The following is a 21,152-nucleotide window of genomic DNA, read 5'->3' as shown; positions in this document are numbered from 1 at the left end:
TAAGAAGGATTTACATGTTTTTTTGTAGGAAATAGATATCTATGTAATGGTTTTTTTTGGGTATTCTTAAATATACCTTACTAATTGTAAGGTTTAAAGTAAGTGTAATTAATTATTTTTAACAAAATTTTTAACATATTTTAAAAACACTTAAAAATTTTATAAGTAAAAAAAGTATTTTAAAATGTAAACATTATTATCCATGAAAAACCGCCTCATTATTCCAGTTTTTTTTATATTTTTTTTGTCAATTAATCTTTTAGCTCAAGAATTGCCAGAGATTATTCCTCCCTCTCCTACAGTTGCTAATTTAATGAAATTTGAGGAAGTCCCTGTTAATAATTATACAGGAATACCTGATATTTCTATACCAATTTATAGTACAACCGGTATTGGTGGGTATCCCATAAATTTGTCTTTGTCTTATCATCCATCGGGTGTAGTTGTAGACAATATAGCAAGTTGGGTAGGTAATGGTTGGTCTTTAAATGCTGGTGGAGCAATTTCTCGAACAGTATATGATAAACCAGATGAGCAATTGCAATACGGTTTGTTTTATAATGGTTTATTAAATACTGGTTTTAATTTTCTTCATACAGATAATACTGCACTTATATATGACATATATGCTAATAATAGGTATGATACAGAGGCAGATTTATTTCAGTTTAATTTTATGGGTATGTCTGGGAGGTTTTATTTTCAGGGGACATCTAATAGTGTTGTGGTAGTTTCTGCTAATCGAGAATATAAAATAAAAGCAATAATGGATACTAGTCCTGGGAATTCTGAAATTATAGGTTTTACAATTATAGATGATAAGGGATATAAGTATATATTTATGTCTAGTGAGACCACGACAAAAATCCCTATATTCCCTATAATTTCTTCAGTTAATTTACTTCCTTCAACAGTATTTTCATCGGCTTGGAATCTTTCTGAAATAAGAACACCAAATAATGAATTGATTTGTAGTTTTAATTATACTCAGGTTAAAGAGATTTATGCAGGTAGGAGGGTTTATGTGAGGAATAAAAACAGAACACCTGAGGCTATGTATAGTACCCTTAATATAGTTAAAGGATTGTTGCCTGAGATATCTTTTTCATCATCGAATACTCAAGTACTAACAAAAAAACTTACAAGTATAGATGTTGTAAATAAAGGACGTATCATTTTCTCAAAAAATAACGGTAGGGAAGATCTTATAGATGATGTTAACGTTATGACAGGTAGTTATTTAAGTAAGATAGAGGTTGAAAACGAGCATAGTCAGAATATTGTTTCTTATGATTTATTGCATAGTTTCGAGGGAGTGGGTAATCGTCTTGTTTTAAATGAATTAAGACAAAACAATAGAGGTGAATCTGATTATTTTGCATATAAGTTTAAGTATAATAATATAGAGAATTTACCTGAAATTGGTTCAAGTAATGTAGATTACTGGGGGTATTATAATGGAGTTAGTAATAATAATTTAATTTTTCCTCCGTCTGTAGATGAGGGTATATTATTTGGAGCTGATAGGTCAACAAATAGTTCTAAAGTAACAACGGGGGTGTTAGAAGAGATTGAATACCCAACAGGGGGTGTTAAGAAGTTTGTTTTTGAGCCTCATACTTATAGTTATATTGGAAATCAATTACAAGACAGCTTGGATATTCCAGAAAATAGAGTTTCTAAAAGTGCTAGTCTAACCGAAAGTATGAATTATAGTAGTGTTGGAAGTGTACAGAAATTTATTTATATAGAGAAAAGTCAAATAGTAGATGTTAATTTAAAGGTTTTGAGTTACTCAAGTTTAGATGCAATTAATATGTTTAGGACTAGAATAACTCCAGTAGTTTTAAATCAATTAGGAGAAGATTATATATCGCAAAACACAAGTAATTTGAACCTTATTCCTAATATTAGTCATTTTGAGACATTTCAAGACCCTACTAGAGACAGGCCAAAATCTTTTTTTATTGATGAATGTCTTCCAGAAAACTCTAATTTACCAGGGGAGCATAATGTTACAAGTTTAGAGATTTCAGACCATATGGTTTTAAATGAAGGATGGTATAAAGTGGAATTTGAAAGCACAGATTGTTTCGGTGCTGGTTCGGTTGAAATGGAGTTTGATTTATCTTACTATAATATGAATTATGTGAGAAAATATGTCACAGGAGGAGGGTTAAGAATACAAAAGGTGAAATTTAAAGAAGAGAATAATGTGCTAAAAGAAAAGGAGTATCGTTATCAACTCTTTGATGATAACAGTTTGTCAAGTGGTTCTTTAATTTCTTTTCCATTTTTTAGATATTCTATAACAAAAGGAGCTATATATCAGTGGTCAGCTACTGGAGGGTATCATAATATCAACTTTACATATGACGTGACAACAGATTATAATAATCTAAATGTACAAAAAACTCAAGGAGATATTGGGTATAAAAATGTAGAAGTGATAGAGATTAAAGAAAGTGAGGAGTCACTAATTCTTACTCCTATATCACCACCACAAATATTACTTCCAGAATCAGAAAATGGTAGCCAGCGTTTTACTTATACCTCACCCATAGATTATCCTGAAATTATTGGTAATGGTATGCCTATTAATAGTTACCCTTTTATGTCGTCATTAAACTTAGGTTATAAACGAGGTTTATTATTAAAAACAGAGATATATTCTAGTGATTTAAAAAAACTACAAGTTGAAGAGCGTAATTATAATTTCGATGAACAGGTGATTAAAACAGGTTATAAGGTTTATAATAATCAGCATGTAGGATGTGGTTATCCGTTGGTTTATCCAGGTTATCAATCTTTTATTGATAATGAAGGATGTTATGGTATAAATGTTTATGGTAGTTCTAATTCTTTAATAAGAGTTTTACCGGTTGAAATGGCATCAGGTTGGGCGAAATTAAACAGTATTACTTCAGAAACTTTTTTTCACGATCCTGTTTCTTTAGATATTAATAGTATAACTACTGAAAAGTCATATACATATGGAGCATCTCACAAACAATTGGTAAGAACTGGAACAACGACAAGTAAAGGAGAAAATTTTCAAACAAAAACAAAGTATCCAGAAGATATTTTAAATCCAAGTGAAGCTGTACAGAAAATGGTTGAGCTGCATATGTTAGCAGAGCCTATTGAAATATCAAGTAATAAAGTGATATCTATTAATAGTCCTAATTCTGTTGGAGACATATCTAAATCAGAAACGGAGTTTTATAATTTTGATAACGATTTTGTTTTGCCTAAAAACATCTTAACCAGTAAAGGAGGTAACTCCTTAGAAGATCGCATCACTTTTCATGATTACGATGCCTTTGGCAACCCTTTAGAAGTTAGTAAAACAGATGGTGCAAGGATTATCTATGTTTGGGGCTATAATGACACCCAGCCCATTGCTAAGATAGAAAACGCAAGTTACGATGGGATGTCTCCAGAGTTACTCAGTGTAATAGATATAGCTAAAACAGCATCAAATAATGACGATGACCACTGTAGAGAAGTTGGCTGTAAAGAGGAGAATTTACGTAATGCTTTAGAAAACTTGAGGTCTCATTCAGACCTTTCAGGATCTATGGTTACTACTTATACCTACGATCCATTAATAGGTGTTACTAGCATAACGGATGCTCGTGGCCAGACAATTTACTACGATTACGATGGTTTTAATCGTTTAAAACAGGTTAAAGACCAAGATGGTAATATTTTGAGCAAGAACGATTATAACTATAAACTACAAAACTAGAATAGACATGAAGAAGTTACTATACGCCTTAATAGCAATATTTGTGTCAAATCTAGTTTTGGCACAGACAGATACAGAGAATTACGTTAAGAGTACGACTTATCAAGTTGAGACGACAGATGGCGAAAACGAATCAGGGACAGCCACAGAATTAACACCAGATGATAAACAAGAAACGGTTACTTATTTTGATGGATTAGGTCGGCCAATACAGAGTGTGTCTGCTCAAGCAGGTGGAGAAAAACAAGATATCATAACACCAATAGCATATGATGAGTTCGGTAGGCAGATAAAAGATTATTTACCAATTGCTAGAGATTTTTCTAATAACTCGAGTATTGACCCATTAAGATATCACACGGGTCTTACAGTTGATAGCGAAGGAGGTATATCAGCCTTAAACACTTATTATAGCAGCAAGTATCCAGATGAATGGATTGGAGTTACACCTAATCCTTACAGTCACAAAGAGCTAGAGGCTTCACCACTTGGAAGGGTTTTAGAACAAGCAGCACCAGGTAAAGATTGGGCTATAGATAGTGGGCACACCATAAAATTTGTTTATGATACAAATGGGTTTGAAGAAGTAAAGCTTTTTTCGGTTAATCATCCAGGAGATGATACAGTGCAAACTAGTTTAGTTTATGATGGTTATTATTTAGAAAACGAGTTATACAAAACGATTACAAAAGATGAGAATTGGATATCAGGCAATAACCACACCACAGAAGAGTTTAAAAATAAACAAGGACAGGTTGTTTTAAAGCGTACTTATGAATCTAATGAAGCTCATGACACTTATTATGTATATGATGATTATGGAAATTTAACATATGTGTTACCTCCAGAGGCTTCTGATGAAATATTAATAGCAGGAGAGCAAAACTTTAGGGTAGCCTCCCAGACTAACTACTCTTGGGTAGATTTAGTGAATGTAGATGCAGAATTTGCAGAAGCGTATAATAAAGCGTTAAGTGACTATGATAATCAAGCGATATTAAATGCAGACGTAACCAATGAATATGAAGGACAAGGAGGTTATACTGTTACAACTTTTTCAAACAGTGATTTGGTAACTCTCAATATTAGTTTTTCCGCATTAGAAGCATTAGAGCTCAAAAAAGGAGAGTTATTATCTTTAAAAGATTATGGAGTTTATAAAGACACGGAGTTAGGAGCTTTAAAAGGTGCTAATTACGATTATTATTTTAGTATTAGAAATAACGCAATATATGTAGAAGGAAGTGGAAAGGTAAGTGCTATAAACGAGAGCTATAGTTCAACTCAGATACTTAGTTATGAGTTAGATTATACATGGCCTATGCTAACTGATGTAGATTCCGACTTTGCAAAGGAGTTTGATAATAGCCTTAGAGATTACGCTAATCAAAATAATTTAAGTCCTTTAAGTATTTATATAGACAATGACTATGGGGCGCAAGGCGGTTTACAAATTTTAGTTGATGACGATGATAATGTAACGCTTAATTTTAATATAAATAGTAATGTGCCTTTATCGCTTAATAAAGATTTGTCAATAGCTTTAGGTTTAAAACGACGCCTTTCAGATAGAACTTTAGGTACCGTTTCTGGGCAAGATTTCAGTTATGATTTCTATATAAAGGATAACGTTTTATACGCCAGAGGAGAAGGACTTGTTACGGCTTTTAATGGAAATATATTTTCCTCTTCCCCCGTAATTGCAAATCCAACAATTCAAGAAGAAACAGTAGAGGGGCTTTGTTATATTTATCATTATGATTTAAGAAACCGACTTATAGAAAAAAAGATACCAGGAAAAGATTGGGAGCATATTATTTATAACAAATTAGATATGCCAATATTAACTCAAGATGGTAAGCAAAGTATAGATGGAAAATGGTTGTTTACAAAATATGATGTTTTTGGTCGCGTTGCTTATACAGGGCTATATTCAAATGATGAAGACAGGTCAGCTCTTCAGGACTTGGTTGATAATCAAAGTACACAATTTGAAACTAAAACGACTTTTGCAACAATAATGTATGATGGTACAGCTGTTTTTTACACAGCTGATGCTTTTCCTTTAAACAAGAAAATAGAAATATTAACTATTAATTATTACGACGATTATAACTTTGATATTCCAACCGAATTAGAAGGTTTTCAAAACACTTATAATCAGAATGTCGTACAAAGCACAAAATCTTTAGCTACAGGGAGTAAGGTTCGTGTGTTAGATACAGATTTGTGGATAACTAGTGTTAGTTATTATGATGATAAAGCAAGACCTATATATATGGAGAGTTATAATGCATACCTCAATAGTATAGATAAAGTTGCCACTCAATTAGATTTTGTGGGTAAGGTTATAGAGACTACTGCAATACATAAAAAAGATAATAATGCAGCTGTTATTGTAAAAGATAATTTTACCTACGACCATGCCGGTAGATTATTAACACAGGTGCAGATTATAGGAGACCATGAAGAACTTATAGTTAACAATCACTATGATGAGTTGGGGCAATTAGTAAGTAAAAATGTGGGTGGTATTGTAGCGACTTCTGAGCCAGAGAGTTCTAATGGTTTACAAATTATAAATTATGGTTACAATATTAGAGGATGGCTTAAAACGATAAATAAGGATAATCTTTCTGATAACGATTTGTTTGATTTTGAATTGAGATATAATAACCCTATTACTGGTACAGCGTTATTTAATGGAAACATTAGTGAAACCTATTGGCAAACTGCCAACGACAATAATACGAGAAGTTATGAATATTATTATGATGCCTTAAACAGAATTAAAAAAGCAAATTATATAGGTGATTATGCTTTGGTGTCATATCCAGTTGAGATTGAGGATTATAGTTTAAATAGTGTTAGTTATGATAAAAATGGAAACATATTGAAACTTAGTCGTACAGGACTTGATGAGGTTAATGGTACAATTGGTCTCATCGATAAACTTATTTATAATTATGCACCTATGAGTAATCAATTAATAGGAGTATATGATTCTGCTACAAAAGATGGTTTTAAAGATAACGATTCTGAAGAAATTGATTACCTTTATGATATTAATGGCAACATGACCCAAGATTTGAACAAAGGAATTATAGATATAGCTTATAATCATTTAAACTTACCAACAAAATTAAATATTGAAGGTGATGATGAGCGAGGTGGAATTTATTATAAATATGATGCAACAGGGGTAAAGTTAGAAAAAGTAGTTGAAAACTACAATACGGGAAAAACTAAAACCACCCAATATGCTGGCAATTACATCTATGAGCAAGACAATGAGCAAGTACCCAACCTACTAAAATTTTTTAGTCAACCTGAAGGCTATGTTGAATCTAATAACAATGGTGGATATGATTATGTATATCAATACAAGGACCACTTAGGGAACATTAGACTGTCCTACTCGGATGCAGATAATAATGGTTCTGTGGACAGTTCTGAAATTATTGAAGAGAAAAATTATTATCCCTTTGGCTTACAGCACAAAGGGTATAATAATGTGATAAATGGTACTGAACATCCTTACGGTTTTAATGGTAAAGAAGAGCAGAATGAACTTGGATTAGAATGGTTAGATTTTGGAGCTCGAAATTATGATGCTTCTTTAGGGCGTTGGTTTTCAATTGATGCTTTAGCGGAGTTTTATTCTTTAGTTAGTCCTTATAATTATTCAATAAATAATCCTGTAAAGTATACTGACCCAGATGGAATGGCACCTCAAGATGTTATCATTGAAGGTTCCGCAGAAAATAAGAAAGCCTTTTTAGAGAAAATCAATAAAGATTCTACAACACAGTTTGGAATAAGAGAGACTACAGGAGAATTGTATGTTAGAAATCCAAAAAAGGTCGAAGGAACTTTTGCTGAAAATTTAAATAAGGCTATTAAATCAGAAAATGTTCAAACCCTAAAATTAGTTGATGCATCTGAAAGTGTAATGATAGATGCTTTTAATAGTGGTAAAGTAGATATGGGAGATATGTTATCTGGTAATGCTAATACATTTAAAGATAATGTACTTCATTTTGTTATGGAGAGAAATGATATTGAAGGTGGATTTGACAAAAATAAAGATACGGCATCACGTCAAGATTTTAATGATGCTCATCAAGCAGGGATTGATGCAGAAGTTGATTTTATAAAAGAAACTTTTGGAGAAGATTTAAATATAGAATTTAAAGGGGAAGGTTTTGATAATTCTTCTTTGAAAGTAGGCGAAGATGGTACTGGTTCTGTTAACTATGTCTTTGATTTCGGGGATGTTAAATTGAATTTTAATTTAAAAGTTATAACAGGTGAGGATGGGGAAATATCTGTTACCAATGAAGTCTTAAAAAACGAATTTGTTAAAAATTAATAAAACATTGATTATGAAATTAAATTTTATAAATATTTTAGTATTATTAATATTTTTTTCTTGTACTGCACAAGAAAATGATTTAATCGTTAATAAAAATGGTGATGAGGCAATTGTTGGAAATGAAGATGAAAAAGGGAATAAAACAGGAAGTTGGGTTTTTTATAATTCCTCAAAAAAAGTAAAAAAAATACTCAACTACAAAGATGGTTTTTTAGAAGGATATAGTTATTTATTTTTCGATAATGGAAATGTAGACAAGAGAATGATTTTTAAAAACGGTAGGTTAAATGGCGAAGTGAAATTTTATTCGAAAGAAGGAGAATTGTTAGCTGTTTATATTTATCATAATGATATTATAAAGGAGGTTAAAAGTTATATTCTAAATAAAGAAAGTCCACCAAGAAATCACGATTATGTTCCAGAATGGAAATAAATAATTAAAACCACCTTCGGGTGGTTTTTTTATGCGTACGCTTTTTTAGTTTTAGTATCTCTAATAAAAGCGTCTATAATTTTGGTAACAGTAGATTTATCAGAGCAACATCTATTAAAATCTACAACAAAACTACGCCAATGTTTGCGTGTTGTGATAAAATGATATTAAGATATATTTTTTATAGTTAGTGCAGAATTGTATTTAAGATAGAAAGTACCTAAGACTATGATTTAAAAATAATAGTTTAAAAAACTAAAAAGCATGTGTTTTTTGGTTATTAACATAATTATCTTGTAAAAACACACTTATTAAATACTTTATTGGTAATTACTCGGTTAATTTTGGCTTCTGCTATTTGATTTTTATAATAATCTTTATCAGGTATTTTACCATTTATAACTTCCATAGGATGTAAGCCACATAAATCAGCAGGATGTCTCTCGTAATTATAATATTTAACAAAACGATTAAGACTTTCTAGATGATTTTCTCTAGTTTTAGAAACCTGTCCTTTTAAAAATTCAGTTTTATATATACTATGAGTGCTCTCTGCCATAGAATTAGATAATGGAAAGTCTTTAGTCCTGGCTGTAATTTTAGAAACTACAGGAGGTGCATTAAAATGATGTACCCAAGTGGTGAAATCACCTTTGTTTTCAGAGCCGCCATCAGTTAAAATGTTTATTGGCTTAGTTAAACTGTATAAATTATGTTTATCAAAAGTTTCTTTAAATAATTTGGTGATAAATTTACTATCTGCTTTTTCATAAACAGAGGCATAATGTAAAATAGCTTTAGAAAAATTATCTTTTACAAAGGCTACTTTTTGCATACCATTATCTAGTGTTGGTACTAAGGTAATATCAACATGTAACCATTCAAAAATACGAGTAGCACGTATACCTTTTTTTGGTGGAATCTTTGGTTTCTTAGGCTTTTGGTATCCCAATGCCTTTGCGTATTTGCTAAAGGTAGATTTTCCGCATGAGACTAAATTATGTCGTAAGGCATGGTAATACAATGTGACTTTTGTTTTACCAAAGTGTTTTGGGGCTTTAACAAGTTGTTCTATAGCATTTGTCTCTTTAAATGTTAACTGATTAGGGTGTTGTTTAAAACAGTTATTAAATATATTAAGAGCGCAATTAGCTTTTCGTTTTTCACGATAATACCAATCACTAGAAACACCATAAAATTTACAGGCACGTTTTACTTTAATATGAGATTGAAACACAATTTCGTCAATAGAACCAATAATATATTCTGCATTTTCTTTTAAAACGGTTTTATTCTTATTAACATTGGTTAATACACGGTGATAGCCATCACTTACTTTTATGATAAACTGTATTACTTTTTTTAGTTGCTTACGTTCGTATGTTTTTTTAATACCTTCTATGTGTTCTTCAAAAGGCATTACCCAAGATTCAAAATCATAAGTTTTATCTTTGTTTTTGTTCCAATGTTGTAGGGTGCGTTTAGGTATTTTATTAAGCTGTTGCTTACCCAGTAACCCTTTGGCATAAAGTACTGGGATTAATGAATGGTAGTTTCGCTTTTTGTGTGTCATAAAAAATAATATGACGACAAACTTAAAATGAGAATTTATATATTTACATAAATCATATTAATTAATGCGAAAATTACTTTTTATATCGCCTATTTTACTTCTGTTTTTATTTTATAGTTGCCATACAATATACATAGGTGAGGAATCTCAAAAAACAATTAAACAAAATTTACAACTAGGAACTGTTGGTGAGTACAAAGGTTTTTTATTAGAACAAGATTATAACCATACAGCCATACCTAAGTATAAAAATCCTATTAAGGTTCAAATAAACTTTGAGTATTTTAACAAGGCATCCATTAAAGCTTTTAATAAAGCTAAATTATCACAAACAAAAAAGGTGCGTATTAATTATATGGATTCAATGGTAAATAAGCCACGATATATAAAGTTAGAAATAGCAGATAGAGTAAGTGTTTTAAATGCATTAAATGCTAAAGAAAATATAGCTCTGTTTCAGTTTTTAAAAACAAATAATACGGCAGATATAGTTACCAGTGTATCTATGGCTTTAAATGAAAGTGATTTAACAGCAATAGAAAATGCAGATGAAGTTTTTTTAGAAAGGGCAGGTAAAAAGAGTTACGCCTTAAAAACTTATATTAATAATGAAGAGCAAAAAACAGTATTGTTTAGCCATGGTGTTGTTTTTGCTTATGTAAGCTCTAATTTTTGTTGGAAACAAAATGATAAATACCAATTAGAAATCATAGATATCGTTGAAAGTTCGGATAAATGCACTCGTAGTACATATAAATCAGCCAAAAAAGCTAAAAAACAAATAGATTATTTTAAATTGTAATAAAATGAAAGTAGCATATGGGAAATTTAATCACATAGAGGTGTTGATTAATGGCAGACTATATACTACGATATAATAAATAAATTTAAACGCATGAAAAAGATTTTTTGGATTTTTATTCTACCACTTTTTGTTTTTAACTGTGAAGATATTATTGGCGTAGAAGATATTTCAAATAAAGAAGTTTCTATTTTAGCGCCAACGGAGGCTTCTGTATTAACCAATACTACCGTAAATTTTTCATGGAATGCCGTAGAGGAAGCTGATAGTTATAGGTTACAAATAGCAACGCCAGATTTTGAAAACACAACAGCTATTGAAGAAGATACCTTAGTAACCGCAATAAATTTTACGAAGGCATTAAATTCAGGAAGTTATCAATGGAGAGTTAGAGCCGAAAATTCTAATTATCAAACCCCATATACAACACAAAGTTTTAGTATTACTGAAAGTGACGCTGTAGATATTTCTAATGAAGAAGTAATTTTATTAGCACCTGCAGATAATCTTATATTTTTAACAACAGATACTATTAACTTTTCTTGGGATATGGTTTTAAACGCCGAAGAATATACAATTCAAATTGCAACTCCAGACTTTGCTAGTGCCATAGAAATTATTGAAAATGAAATAATAAGCACTACTGTATTTTCGGTTTCCAATTTAGAGGCTCAAGATTATGAGTGGCGTGTAAAAGCACAAAATTCTGATTACGAAACAACATATACAGCACAAAATTTTACGGTTGAAGAATAAAACAAAAATATACATATTATTGGTTGCGGTTTTGGTAATTTGGGGAACAGTTGCTTATAAATTTGTCAATGGATTAAGTCCTGATGTGGCTGAAATAGCACCGCAAGATTTAAATGTTTCTTTTCTACCAAAAATAAGTGTAAAAGTAGACACGTTTTCTATCAAAAATATTGAAAGAGATCCTTTCCTTGGGACATTGAATTTTAATAACAAAGGAAAATCGACGTCTGCTAACACACAAAAAAAAGTTACATCAAATTTTCCTAACGTTACGTATGGAGGGGTTATAAAAAAGCAAGATTTATCAGACCAAGTATTTGTTGTGAATATTAATAAAAATCAATATTTACTAAAGCGCGGACAAATTGTAGATAGTGTAAAACTGATTAGAGGAAATACAAACGCGATCGTTGTTAGGTATAACAACATATCGAAAACCATAAAACGTCAATAATGTTTTGGGAAAAACTAAAAGCAGGAGCATTACAAATAACACTTTTTATTGCAGTGATTATTGCTTTACTACTAACTGCTTTTGTTCTTTTGGTGCAAGCACATAAACAGTTTGGTATACAAACCGATTTTATTATAGAAACCTCTAAGAACAGCAATAAAGGAATTAGTTATTCGTTAAAAAACCATATTCCGTTAAATGACACCACTTATATTGATTTAAAAGATGAAGATTATAAGCGTTTAAAAGTACACCGTGAGTTTTGGGGGATTTTTGAGAAGATAACTGTTGTTTCGGAAATTAAAAATTATAATTTAAAAAAGACGGTATTAATTGGGGGGAGGCAGCCAGAAGACAACAGAGTTGCCTTGTTTGCCCAAGATAATAATAGACCATTAGTATTGGTTGGGAATACAAAAATTAAAGGTGTAGCATATTTACCTGAACGAGGTGTAAAATCGGGAAATATTTCAGGGCAATCATATGATGGCTCTCAACTTATTTATGGACAGACAAAGCCTTCGTCTAAGCTGCCAAACTTATTTAATGAGACTATTACTCAAATAAACACTATAGAAAATGAAATTTTAAAAATAGAGCAAGAAGATTTTTTAATTTTAAGTGATGGTAAAACTTATAAAAACTCATTTTTAAGACCAGAACAGATGGTTTACTCTAATTCTGAAATAAGGCTTAACAGAGTTAGACTCATTGGAAATATTATTGTGCAATCTAAAACAAAAATAGTGGTTGAAAGCTCTTCTGTTTTAAACGATATTGTACTTATTGCGCCGGAGATTGAAGTTGAGAATTATGTTAAGGGTAATTTCCAGGCTATTGCTTCAGAATCCTTAGTAATAGGTGAAAATGTTGACTTAAGTTATCCATCGGCATTAGTGTTAAATGAGAAAATGAATGAACAAGAAAAGCTTATGTCTTCAGGCTTTAATAATAAAAATTTGGTTATTAATACCAATTCTAATATTAGCGGAATAGTATTGTATCTAGGTATGCCCAAAACCAATAATTATAATGTGCAATTAGAATTGAAAGAAAACACTGTTGTTATTGGAGAGGTATATTGTAATCAAAATTTAGAATTAAGAGGTCAGGTTTTAGGAACTGTCTTTGCTAATAATTTTATAGTTAAACAATCGGGTTCAATCTATCAAAGTCATATTTATAATGGTACAATTAATGTTGATAAACTTCCTCAGCAATACATAGGATTTTCATTTAATAATTCTAAAAAAGGAGAGGTTAAATGGTTGTATTAGAAAAAATAAGAGCGTCTACATTAATGGAGACTTTAGTGGCTACAATACTGATAGTCATTGTATTTGTGATTTCGAGTATGATTTTAAATAATCTATTTTCTAACTCTATAAAAAATAATACAAGAGCTATTGATGCGGAACTTTCAGAATTACAGTACTTATATAAAAATGATAAACTCACAATTCCATATACTGATGATTTTAAAGATTGGCAAATACTAGTAGATAGTTATAAAGAAAATAATAATACTATCATTGAATTTGAAGCTATTAATAGTAAAACATCAAAAACAGTTAATAAAGAAATAATTGAAACCAAATAAAAGATTAAAAGCTTTTACATTAAGCGAAATGATTATAGTACTTATTCTAACCAGTATTGTAGTTGGGCTTGCTTTTTCTGTATTGTCTTTAGTACAAAGGCATATGCTCGCTATTCAGCAAAACTACAATAAGACTACTGAATTAAATAGATTAGAAACAGCACTATGGTTAGATTTTAATAGATATACTAAAGTTCGTTATAGTGGTTTTGAAAATGAATTAAGATTCTCGTCACCTATAGATTCTGTTAGCTATAAATTTTACGATGAAAATATAATTAAAGAAACAGATACATTTAATATCCGATTGCAAAATAAGATGTTTTTCTTAGATGGAGAAACAGCAATAGATGGTAAGATGGATGCTATAAAATTGGTAACTTCAAAAAATGCTCAAACTCAAGTTTTATTCATTTACAAAGAGAATGATGCTTCAAATTATATGAACTAATGGCATTTCAACTAGATAACATTACAAAGACTGAAAAGAAGTTGGAAGAGAAGAAGGTGTCTTCAACATCCTTTTTGCAAAAAGAGATTACTATTTTCGGTAGTACCTTTTCTAATAAAATAAAAGAAGATTTTTATATAGAGCTTGGTGTATTAATTAAGGCTGGTATTACGTTAAGAGATGCTTTAGAGCTCATCGAGAATTCCCAAAAAAAGAAAGTAAATAAGCAATTATTTAAAGAAATTTCAAGTGATATTATTTCAGGTTTAAGCTTATCAGAATCTGTAATTAAAAACAATCAGTTTACACAATATGAGTATTACTCTCTAAAAATAGGAGAAGAGACAGGTACTCTTCAGCAAGTTGCAGAGCAGTTAGGGGCTTTCTTTTCTAGAAAGAATGAACAAAAACGAAATCTAATAAGTGCATTAACCTATCCAAGTATTATTTTAACTACAGCCGTTTTAGTAGTGGCTTTTATGCTGTATTATGTTGTACCGATGTTTCAAGATATTTTTGAACAGCAAAAAGTAGAACTGCCAGCAATTACAAAATTTATTATTAGTTGTTCTGATTTTATAAAATCCTATGGGTTATTTATATTCACCTTGATAATTGGTGTTATTTTTTTTAGAACATTTTTCAATAAGAAAAAATGGTTTAAAAAATTGAAAGACAAAATAATTGTAAAAATTCCGTTTATAGGTGATTTTATAAAAATTGTTTACTTATCTCAATTTACACAGGCTATTGCTTTGTTAACAGCATCTAAGGTTCCTGTGGTTTATAGTATTCAATTGGTAAAGCAAATGATTGATTTTTATCCTTTACAAAATGCTTTGAATGCCGTTGAGCAAAACATTTTGGAGGGGCATTCTTTAAGTGAAAGTTTGAGTCAACATCAATTATTTGAAGATAAAATGATAGCAATGGTTAAAGTGGCAGAAGAGACCAATCAAAATGAGTTTATTTTTGAGCGTTTAAATACACAATATAACACTCAAGTACAGCAGAAATCTAAATTACTATCCACAGTTTTAGAGCCATTTATTATTTTAATTGTTGGCGTTTTGGTTGGGGTTATTTTAATAGCAATGTATTTGCCTATGTTTAAGTTGAGTAGTGTGTTAGGGTAATCTTCTTGTGATGCTCAAACCTTTGTACGGAAACAACCCTAAATAATACTTTTCTTGATTAATAATTTTGACTCAATGGTGCTATATGAGTATATAATACTCTTTATTGCTCTATAAATATTAATACATGTGGGACCACAAAAGAAAAACCCTTGTAAGCACTAGTTGTTTTCAAGGGTTTATTTTTTAGCATAGTTAAAATCTAGTAACTCCGATACTAGATATAAAAAGATCCATTTTTATTTATTAGCAATCTTTACTTAGGTTTTCAAGAGATTTACTTTTTTTAATTTGAAAGCATCTTCAACTTCTTTCGTCTATTTTAAGTATTAACCTGTAATCGAAGCACATGTTATTTTTTTAATAACATAATATCGGGATACTTTCTTGATACTTTAAGATTAGATTGCCCACAAAATATATTGAAATGGTTCAAATTTTAGTTGTCGAAGACGACGTTCATATAGCTGAATTGGTTACTATAAACCTTGAAGACGATCAAACAAGTTTAAAAAGTTGTTATAATGGTAGCGAAGGTTTTATAGAAGCTTCTACAAATGCTTACGATCTAATTATTTTAGATGTAATGTTACCTGGTAAAAAAGGCTTAGACATTTGCAGGGAGTTAAGAGCCTCTAATATTAATACTCCAATACTCATGCTTACCAGTAAGAGTGATGAAATCGATAAGATTTTAGGCCTTGAAACAGGTGCAGACGATTATATGACAAAACCGTTTAGTGTTCGCGAATTGCAAGCTCGTGTAAAAGCTATAATTAGGCGCCAAACCTTAGATACTAAAACAGCTACATCAGAAGAAGAAAATTTGCCTCTATTAACGCGTAAAGATCTTGTGGTCAATCAGGAAATGAGAAAAGTAGAATTACAAGGTGAACGCCTTAATCTTACACCTAAAGAATTTGAATTACTGTGTTTATTAGCCAATAATGTGGGTAAAACCTATAGTCGTGCACAATTGTTGCATCGTATTTGGGGGTATGAATTTGAAGGTTATGAACATACCGTAAATTCTCATATTAACCGTTTACGAGCAAAAATAGAACAAGATCCTGGAAACCCAGAATATATACTTACCACTTGGGGAGTTGGGTACCGATTTTCCGAATACTAAGACATTATGAAAACAAAAAACACTTTATTTTACAAAATTGCAGGTGTACTCACCCTATTATTTGTAGTACTTGCCTTTTTAATTACCAGAACATCCACCCAACTTTCAGAAGATTATCACGACGAAATTACACAAGGCTTAAATAGAAATGTAGCAGGATATATTGTTGAAGAAATTCAAGGACTTTACGATGGTGATTCGGTAGTCGGTTCTAAAATGAGTAGTCTAATGCATCATGTTATGGCTACAAACCCGGCGACGGAAGTTTACTTGTTAGACTTAGAAGGAAATATCCTTAAACATGTAGCTATGAACAAAGAGGTGAAAGCAAAGCGCATCGATTTAAAACCTATAACAGAATTTATCGCCCAAGATGGTGAAGTATTTATTAAAGGAGATGACCCAAAATTACCGGGCACTAAAAAAATATTTTCTGCAGCACCCTACCTTTATAATAACGAAAAAGTAGGCTACATCTATACTATAGTAGGTGGTAACGATTATGATTCGCTGATTAAAAAACATGAGGCCAGTTATATTCGTAAACTAAGCATGCGTAATATCTTATATGCGCTATTTGCAGCATTATTGGTGGCGTTGCTTTCCATTTATATTATCACAAGAAATTTCAATAAAATTATTGCGGCGTTTACGTCTTTTAAAAATGGTAATCACGATGCCCGTGTAGCAGGTGTACAGCATGGCGAAATGGGGTTGTTGGCTAATACCTATAACGACATGGCTGATACCATTCAAAGTAATATTCAAGATTTACAAAGTGTCGACAACTTACGAAAAGAACTTATCGCAAATATTTCACACGACTTAAGAACACCTATTGCTTCTATTCAGGGTTTTATAGAAACTATTATGATTAAAGGTGATGCTTTAGATGAAAAGGAAAAGAATCGTTACATGGAAATAGTGCTTAAAAACTCGGAACGTCTTAAGAAATTGGTTAACGATTTGTTTGAATTAAGTGTTTTGGAAGCCAATCAAAAAGCCGTGCAGCCAGAAGCCTTACAAATGGCAGAAATTATTCAAGATATCGCCGATAAATACCGCATTATTGCTAAAAATAAAGGGGTAAGCATAAATACGGTGTATTCTAAAGATCTTCCTTTTGTATACGCGGATATTGCTTTAATTGATAGAGCATTACAGAACATCATAGACAATGCCATTAAACATTGCGAGCAAGGTGATGTCGTTACCTTAGAGCTTTACACAGCAAATGATCAGGTGATGGTAAAGGTGTCCGATACGGGAAGAGGTATAGAGTCTCAAGAGTTACCTTATATATTTGAACGCTACCGAAAAGGCAAGTTTTATTCTGATGCCACCAAAGGTAGTGGACTAGGGTTGGCTATTGTTAAAAAGATAATGGACCTTCACAATTCAACTATAAAAGTAGAGAGCATTCTAAACCAAGGAACCCAGTTTTATTTCAATCTGCCAGTGCTTAAAAGAACGGCATCGTTATAAATTTTATATAATAATTTATACTATGGTTATATCGTTGTTATAATTTGGTGATACTCTTGGAAGATATTTGTGGATATATAATCATTAACATATTTACAAATGAAGAATTTTAAATTTATTACACTTTTATCCGTTATTACACTTTTTGCAAGTTGCGATAATGACGACGACAACACTACAGTAGATCCAAGCGAAACTACTAATTTTACAGTCAGTATTGAAAATATTGGTAGCGCCTATAGTTTTATAGATTCTGGAATATTTAATACTCCTGTTGGTGATGCTGCTCCTGGACCAGCAACTCCAGGAAAACGTTATGAGTTTACTGTTAATGCTGGGAGAAGTCAAAAATTATCTTTTGCAACTATGTTAGCTGCAACCAACGATTTATTTTTTGCTCCTGACGGTAATGGAATTGCATTGTACGATGATAATGGAGATCCTATTTCTGGAGATGTTACAGATCAAGTTTATTTATGGGATGCCGGAACAGAAGTTAACGAAGAACCAGCAGTAGGTCCTAATACGGTAGGCATGCAATCTGGTCCAGATACCGGAGAAGTAGAAAACGGTAACGTATTAAAAATTGCAGACGTAACCAATGGTTTTATGTTTGATTTTCCAGAGGTAAGCGAAATAATTTCAGTAAGCATTACGCATGTAGAGGGTACAATGTTTACAGTTTCTATAGAAGACTTAGCAACAGCAAGTTTAAATACAAGCGCAGGAATGTCTGCTGCTCCTTTATCTCCTGGTGTTTATGTGATTCATGGTGATACAAATCCTTTATTTACAGAAGGTGAAGCTGATTATGGTCAAGGTGTAGAAGGTATTTCTGAAGATGGAAATGCTACACCTCTTGGTGAATACACTGCTGATAACACTGGTGTTACTTACCCGTCATCTCCAGGAATCTTTGTAGTTCACGAAGGAAATACGATGCCATTATTCACATCAGGAGTTACAGATTACGATTTAGGATTAGAGCATATTGCTGAAGATGGAAATACGGCTGTTTTAGCAGATAACCTAAGTGGATTAGAAGGCCAAATTTCAGGTGCTGTTTTTAATACTGTAGATGGAGGTAGTGGTCCTGGGCCTTTATTACCAGGAAACACTTACACGTTTAGCTTTACAGCTGAAGCTGGAAATAGCTTATCATTTGCAAGTATGTTAGCGGCTACAAACGATGTGTTGTTTGCAACTCAAGATACAGGAATTGAATTATTTAGTGCAGACGGAACGCCTTTAAGTGGTGATGTTACAAATGAGGTTTACTTATGGGATGCTGGAACAGAGGTTAACGAACAGCCTGCTATTGGTCCAAATACAGTGACGAATCAATTAGCAGCAGATACTGGAATGGATGAAACAGGACAGGTTCAATTATTATCTAATGTTAATGATGGCTTTGATTACCCAAGTGTGAATGCAGTTTTAAAAATTACAATTACTGCAAATTAAGAATATAAATTATTTTATATAATCCGCGTTTCTCCATTAGGTGAAACGCGGATTTTTTTTGTGACTTAGGATTCTTATATATGGTTCAATGATGTAACGTCGTTTTTATGGGAAAAGTGGTTATAAAAATCTGAAAGCATTATAATTTAAACACCAAGGCTTCTTTCTAAAACATTAAATTGTTGTTTGTTTTAAATACATAAGGAATGCCAAATACATGATATTCTGGTATAAATTAGATAGGATTGCGGCGCTTACTTTTGTAATAACTCAAGTACTTCTCTTTCAGAAGCGAGTTGGCTATCAGGAAATGTTTTAATATCTAATTTTCAAAATCGAAATAATTAACCGCATTATGATAGCAAATATCTTGAATCATTTTTCCAAGAAATTCAATATCATTTGGTACAAGCCCGTTATTGACATCTTCTGCAATTAAATTACATAGAATTCGTCTAAAATACTCATGTCTCGGGAAGGATAAAAAACTACGACTGTCTGTTACCATACCAATAAACCGACTTAATAAGCCCATATTAGAAAGTGTGTTTAACTGTTTTTCTATACCATCTTTTTGGTCTAAATACCACCAGCCAGAACCCCATTGCATTTTTCCAGGAATACCTGCTTCGCTATAATTCCCCATCATGGTGGCAAAAACTTCGTTTTGAGAAGGATTTAAATTATAAGTGATGGTTTTTGATAATGAATTTTCAGTATCTAATTGATCAAACAATTTAGACATGGCTTTTGCTTGACTAACATCGCTAATAGAATCTCCGCCAGCGTCTAAACCTATTTGGTCTAATAATGTGGTGTTATTGTTTCTTAATGTACCTAAATGAAACTGTTGTACCCAACCTTTTGTGTGATACATTTTGCACAATTCAAATAAGATACAAGAGGCAAATACATTGGCTTTGTCTTTTGAAATAGCGGTATTTGATAGACGTTTTTGAAAGATAGCATCGGCTTCGGTTTTTGTAAAATCAAAAGCATAAATTTGCTCTAATCCATAATCTGAAAGTCGGCAACCTAACGTGTTAAAAAAGTCAACTCTATGTTGAATAGCCTTTAATAATTCTGATAAGTTTGAAATTGAAAATTCAACTTCAGAAGCTAGTTTTTTAATATAATTGACATAATTACTTGCTTCAATTAAAATTAAGTTATCGGATCTAAATGTGGGTAGAACTTTAGTGAAGAATCCTTTTTTTGCAATTATTTTATGATGTTCCAAATTATCTGATGGGTCATCAGTAGTGCAAATGACTTCAACGTTCATTTGCTCTAATAATTGCGCAGGCGTTTTGCTTTCTAAAACAGTGTTTGCTTTATTATAAATTACTTCTGCTGTTGCCGGTTGCAAAAGATCATCAATATTAAAATAGCGTTTGAGTTCTAAATGCGTCCAATGAAACAGCGGGTTCCTTAATGTATAAGGAACCGTTTCTGCCCATTTTAAAAATTTTTCTTTTTGCGTTGTTTTATTTCCTGTAATAAAAGTTTCCTCAATGCCATTAGCACGCATACCACGCCATTTGTAATGATCACCATTTAACCAAGCTTCTGTAATATTTTTTATAGGTAGATCTTCTGCAATGATTTGTGGTGACAAATGATTGTGATAATCTATAATCGGTAAATCTTTAGCGTACTGATGATATAGTGTTTCTGCGACTTCAGATTGCAGTAAAAAATTAGCCTTTATAAAAGGTGATTTACTAGTCATTTTGAAAA

The 21,152-nt window shown here is 31.5% G+C and carries 15 protein-coding genes; 13 read left to right on the top strand and 2 right to left on the bottom strand.

Features of this window, described 5'->3' with window-relative positions; genetic code table 11:
• The first annotated feature begins 244 nt into the window (after positions 1-244).
• From HSX10_RS07350 to HSX10_RS07340, 3 genes are read left to right on the top strand one after another with little or no spacing between them, the layout of a single operon-like run.
• Positions 245-3,751: an RHS repeat domain-containing protein gene (locus HSX10_RS07350; protein WP_173587563.1), complete on the top strand. Its 3,507-nt coding sequence runs from the start codon at positions 245-247 to the stop codon at positions 3,749-3,751.
• Positions 3,752-3,758: 7 nt separating this feature from the next.
• Positions 3,759-8,123 carry a DUF6443 domain-containing protein gene (locus tag HSX10_RS07345; RefSeq protein WP_173587562.1) on the top strand — a complete coding sequence of 1,455 codons (4,365 nt, stop codon included), beginning with the start codon at positions 3,759-3,761 and terminating at the stop codon, positions 8,121-8,123.
• Between the two features lie 13 nt (positions 8,124-8,136).
• A complete protein-coding gene (locus tag HSX10_RS07340; protein WP_173587561.1) occupies positions 8,137-8,559 on the top strand; it encodes a toxin-antitoxin system YwqK family antitoxin in 423 nt (140 codons plus the stop codon).
• 289 nt (positions 8,560-8,848) lie between these two features.
• Here the strand turns inward: HSX10_RS07340 and HSX10_RS07335 are convergent, their stop codons facing one another.
• On the bottom strand, positions 8,849-10,132 hold the full coding sequence (locus HSX10_RS07335) for an IS3 family transposase (protein ID WP_173587560.1): 1,284 nt from the start codon (positions 10,130-10,132) through the stop codon (positions 8,849-8,851).
• Positions 10,133-10,196: 64 nt separating this feature from the next.
• Between HSX10_RS07335 and HSX10_RS07330 the strand changes: the two genes are divergently transcribed.
• From HSX10_RS07330 to HSX10_RS07285, 10 genes are all read left to right on the top strand, one after another.
• A complete protein-coding gene (locus tag HSX10_RS07330) occupies positions 10,197-10,934 on the top strand; it encodes a hypothetical protein (RefSeq protein WP_173587559.1) in 738 nt (245 codons plus the stop codon).
• Between the two features lie 93 nt (positions 10,935-11,027).
• Positions 11,028-11,690 carry a hypothetical protein gene (locus HSX10_RS07325; RefSeq protein ID WP_173587558.1) on the top strand — a complete coding sequence of 221 codons (663 nt, stop codon included), beginning with the start codon at positions 11,028-11,030 and terminating at the stop codon, positions 11,688-11,690.
• A complete protein-coding gene (locus tag HSX10_RS07320) occupies positions 11,680-12,144 on the top strand; it encodes a hypothetical protein (protein ID WP_173587557.1) in 465 nt (154 codons plus the stop codon). Before HSX10_RS07325 ends, HSX10_RS07320 begins: the two co-directional genes overlap by 11 nt.
• The gene (locus HSX10_RS07315; RefSeq protein WP_173587556.1) at positions 12,144-13,421 is read left to right on the top strand and encodes a hypothetical protein; all 1,278 of its coding nucleotides are present in this window, start codon (positions 12,144-12,146) and stop codon (positions 13,419-13,421) included. The genes HSX10_RS07320 and HSX10_RS07315 overlap by 1 nt, the downstream gene beginning before the upstream one ends.
• Positions 13,409-13,744, top strand: coding sequence for a hypothetical protein (locus HSX10_RS07310; RefSeq protein WP_173587555.1), 336 nt, complete (start codon positions 13,409-13,411; stop codon positions 13,742-13,744). Before HSX10_RS07315 ends, HSX10_RS07310 begins: the two co-directional genes overlap by 13 nt.
• Positions 13,731-14,195, top strand: coding sequence for a PulJ/GspJ family protein (locus HSX10_RS07305; RefSeq protein ID WP_254453209.1), 465 nt, complete (start codon positions 13,731-13,733; stop codon positions 14,193-14,195). Before HSX10_RS07310 ends, HSX10_RS07305 begins: the two co-directional genes overlap by 14 nt.
• A complete protein-coding gene (locus tag HSX10_RS07300; protein WP_173587554.1) occupies positions 14,195-15,331 on the top strand; it encodes a type II secretion system F family protein in 1,137 nt (378 codons plus the stop codon). The genes HSX10_RS07305 and HSX10_RS07300 overlap by 1 nt, the downstream gene beginning before the upstream one ends.
• Positions 15,332-15,758: 427 nt before the next feature.
• Positions 15,759-16,463, top strand: a complete 705-nt coding sequence (locus HSX10_RS07295; RefSeq protein WP_173587553.1) for a winged helix-turn-helix domain-containing protein — start codon at positions 15,759-15,761, stop codon at positions 16,461-16,463.
• Between the two features lie 6 nt (positions 16,464-16,469).
• On the top strand, positions 16,470-17,948 hold the full coding sequence (locus HSX10_RS07290) for a HAMP domain-containing sensor histidine kinase (protein ID WP_173587552.1): 1,479 nt from the start codon (positions 16,470-16,472) through the stop codon (positions 17,946-17,948).
• 99 nt (positions 17,949-18,047) lie between these two features.
• Positions 18,048-19,412 carry a spondin domain-containing protein gene (locus HSX10_RS07285; protein WP_173587551.1) on the top strand — a complete coding sequence of 455 codons (1,365 nt, stop codon included), beginning with the start codon at positions 18,048-18,050 and terminating at the stop codon, positions 19,410-19,412.
• 322 nt (positions 19,413-19,734) lie between these two features.
• Here HSX10_RS07285 and uxaC read toward each other — a convergent pair whose 3' ends face one another.
• Positions 19,735-21,144, bottom strand: a complete 1,410-nt coding sequence (gene uxaC, locus HSX10_RS07280; RefSeq protein ID WP_173587550.1) for a glucuronate isomerase — start codon at positions 21,142-21,144, stop codon at positions 19,735-19,737.
• Positions 21,145-21,152 lie beyond the last annotated feature (8 nt).

Origin of the sequence: Winogradskyella undariae (assembly GCF_013285155.1) — a bacterium.
GTDB classification, from domain to species: Bacteria; Bacteroidota; Bacteroidia; order Flavobacteriales; family Flavobacteriaceae; genus Winogradskyella; species Winogradskyella undariae.
This window is presented reverse-complemented; position numbering and strand designations above follow the sequence as displayed.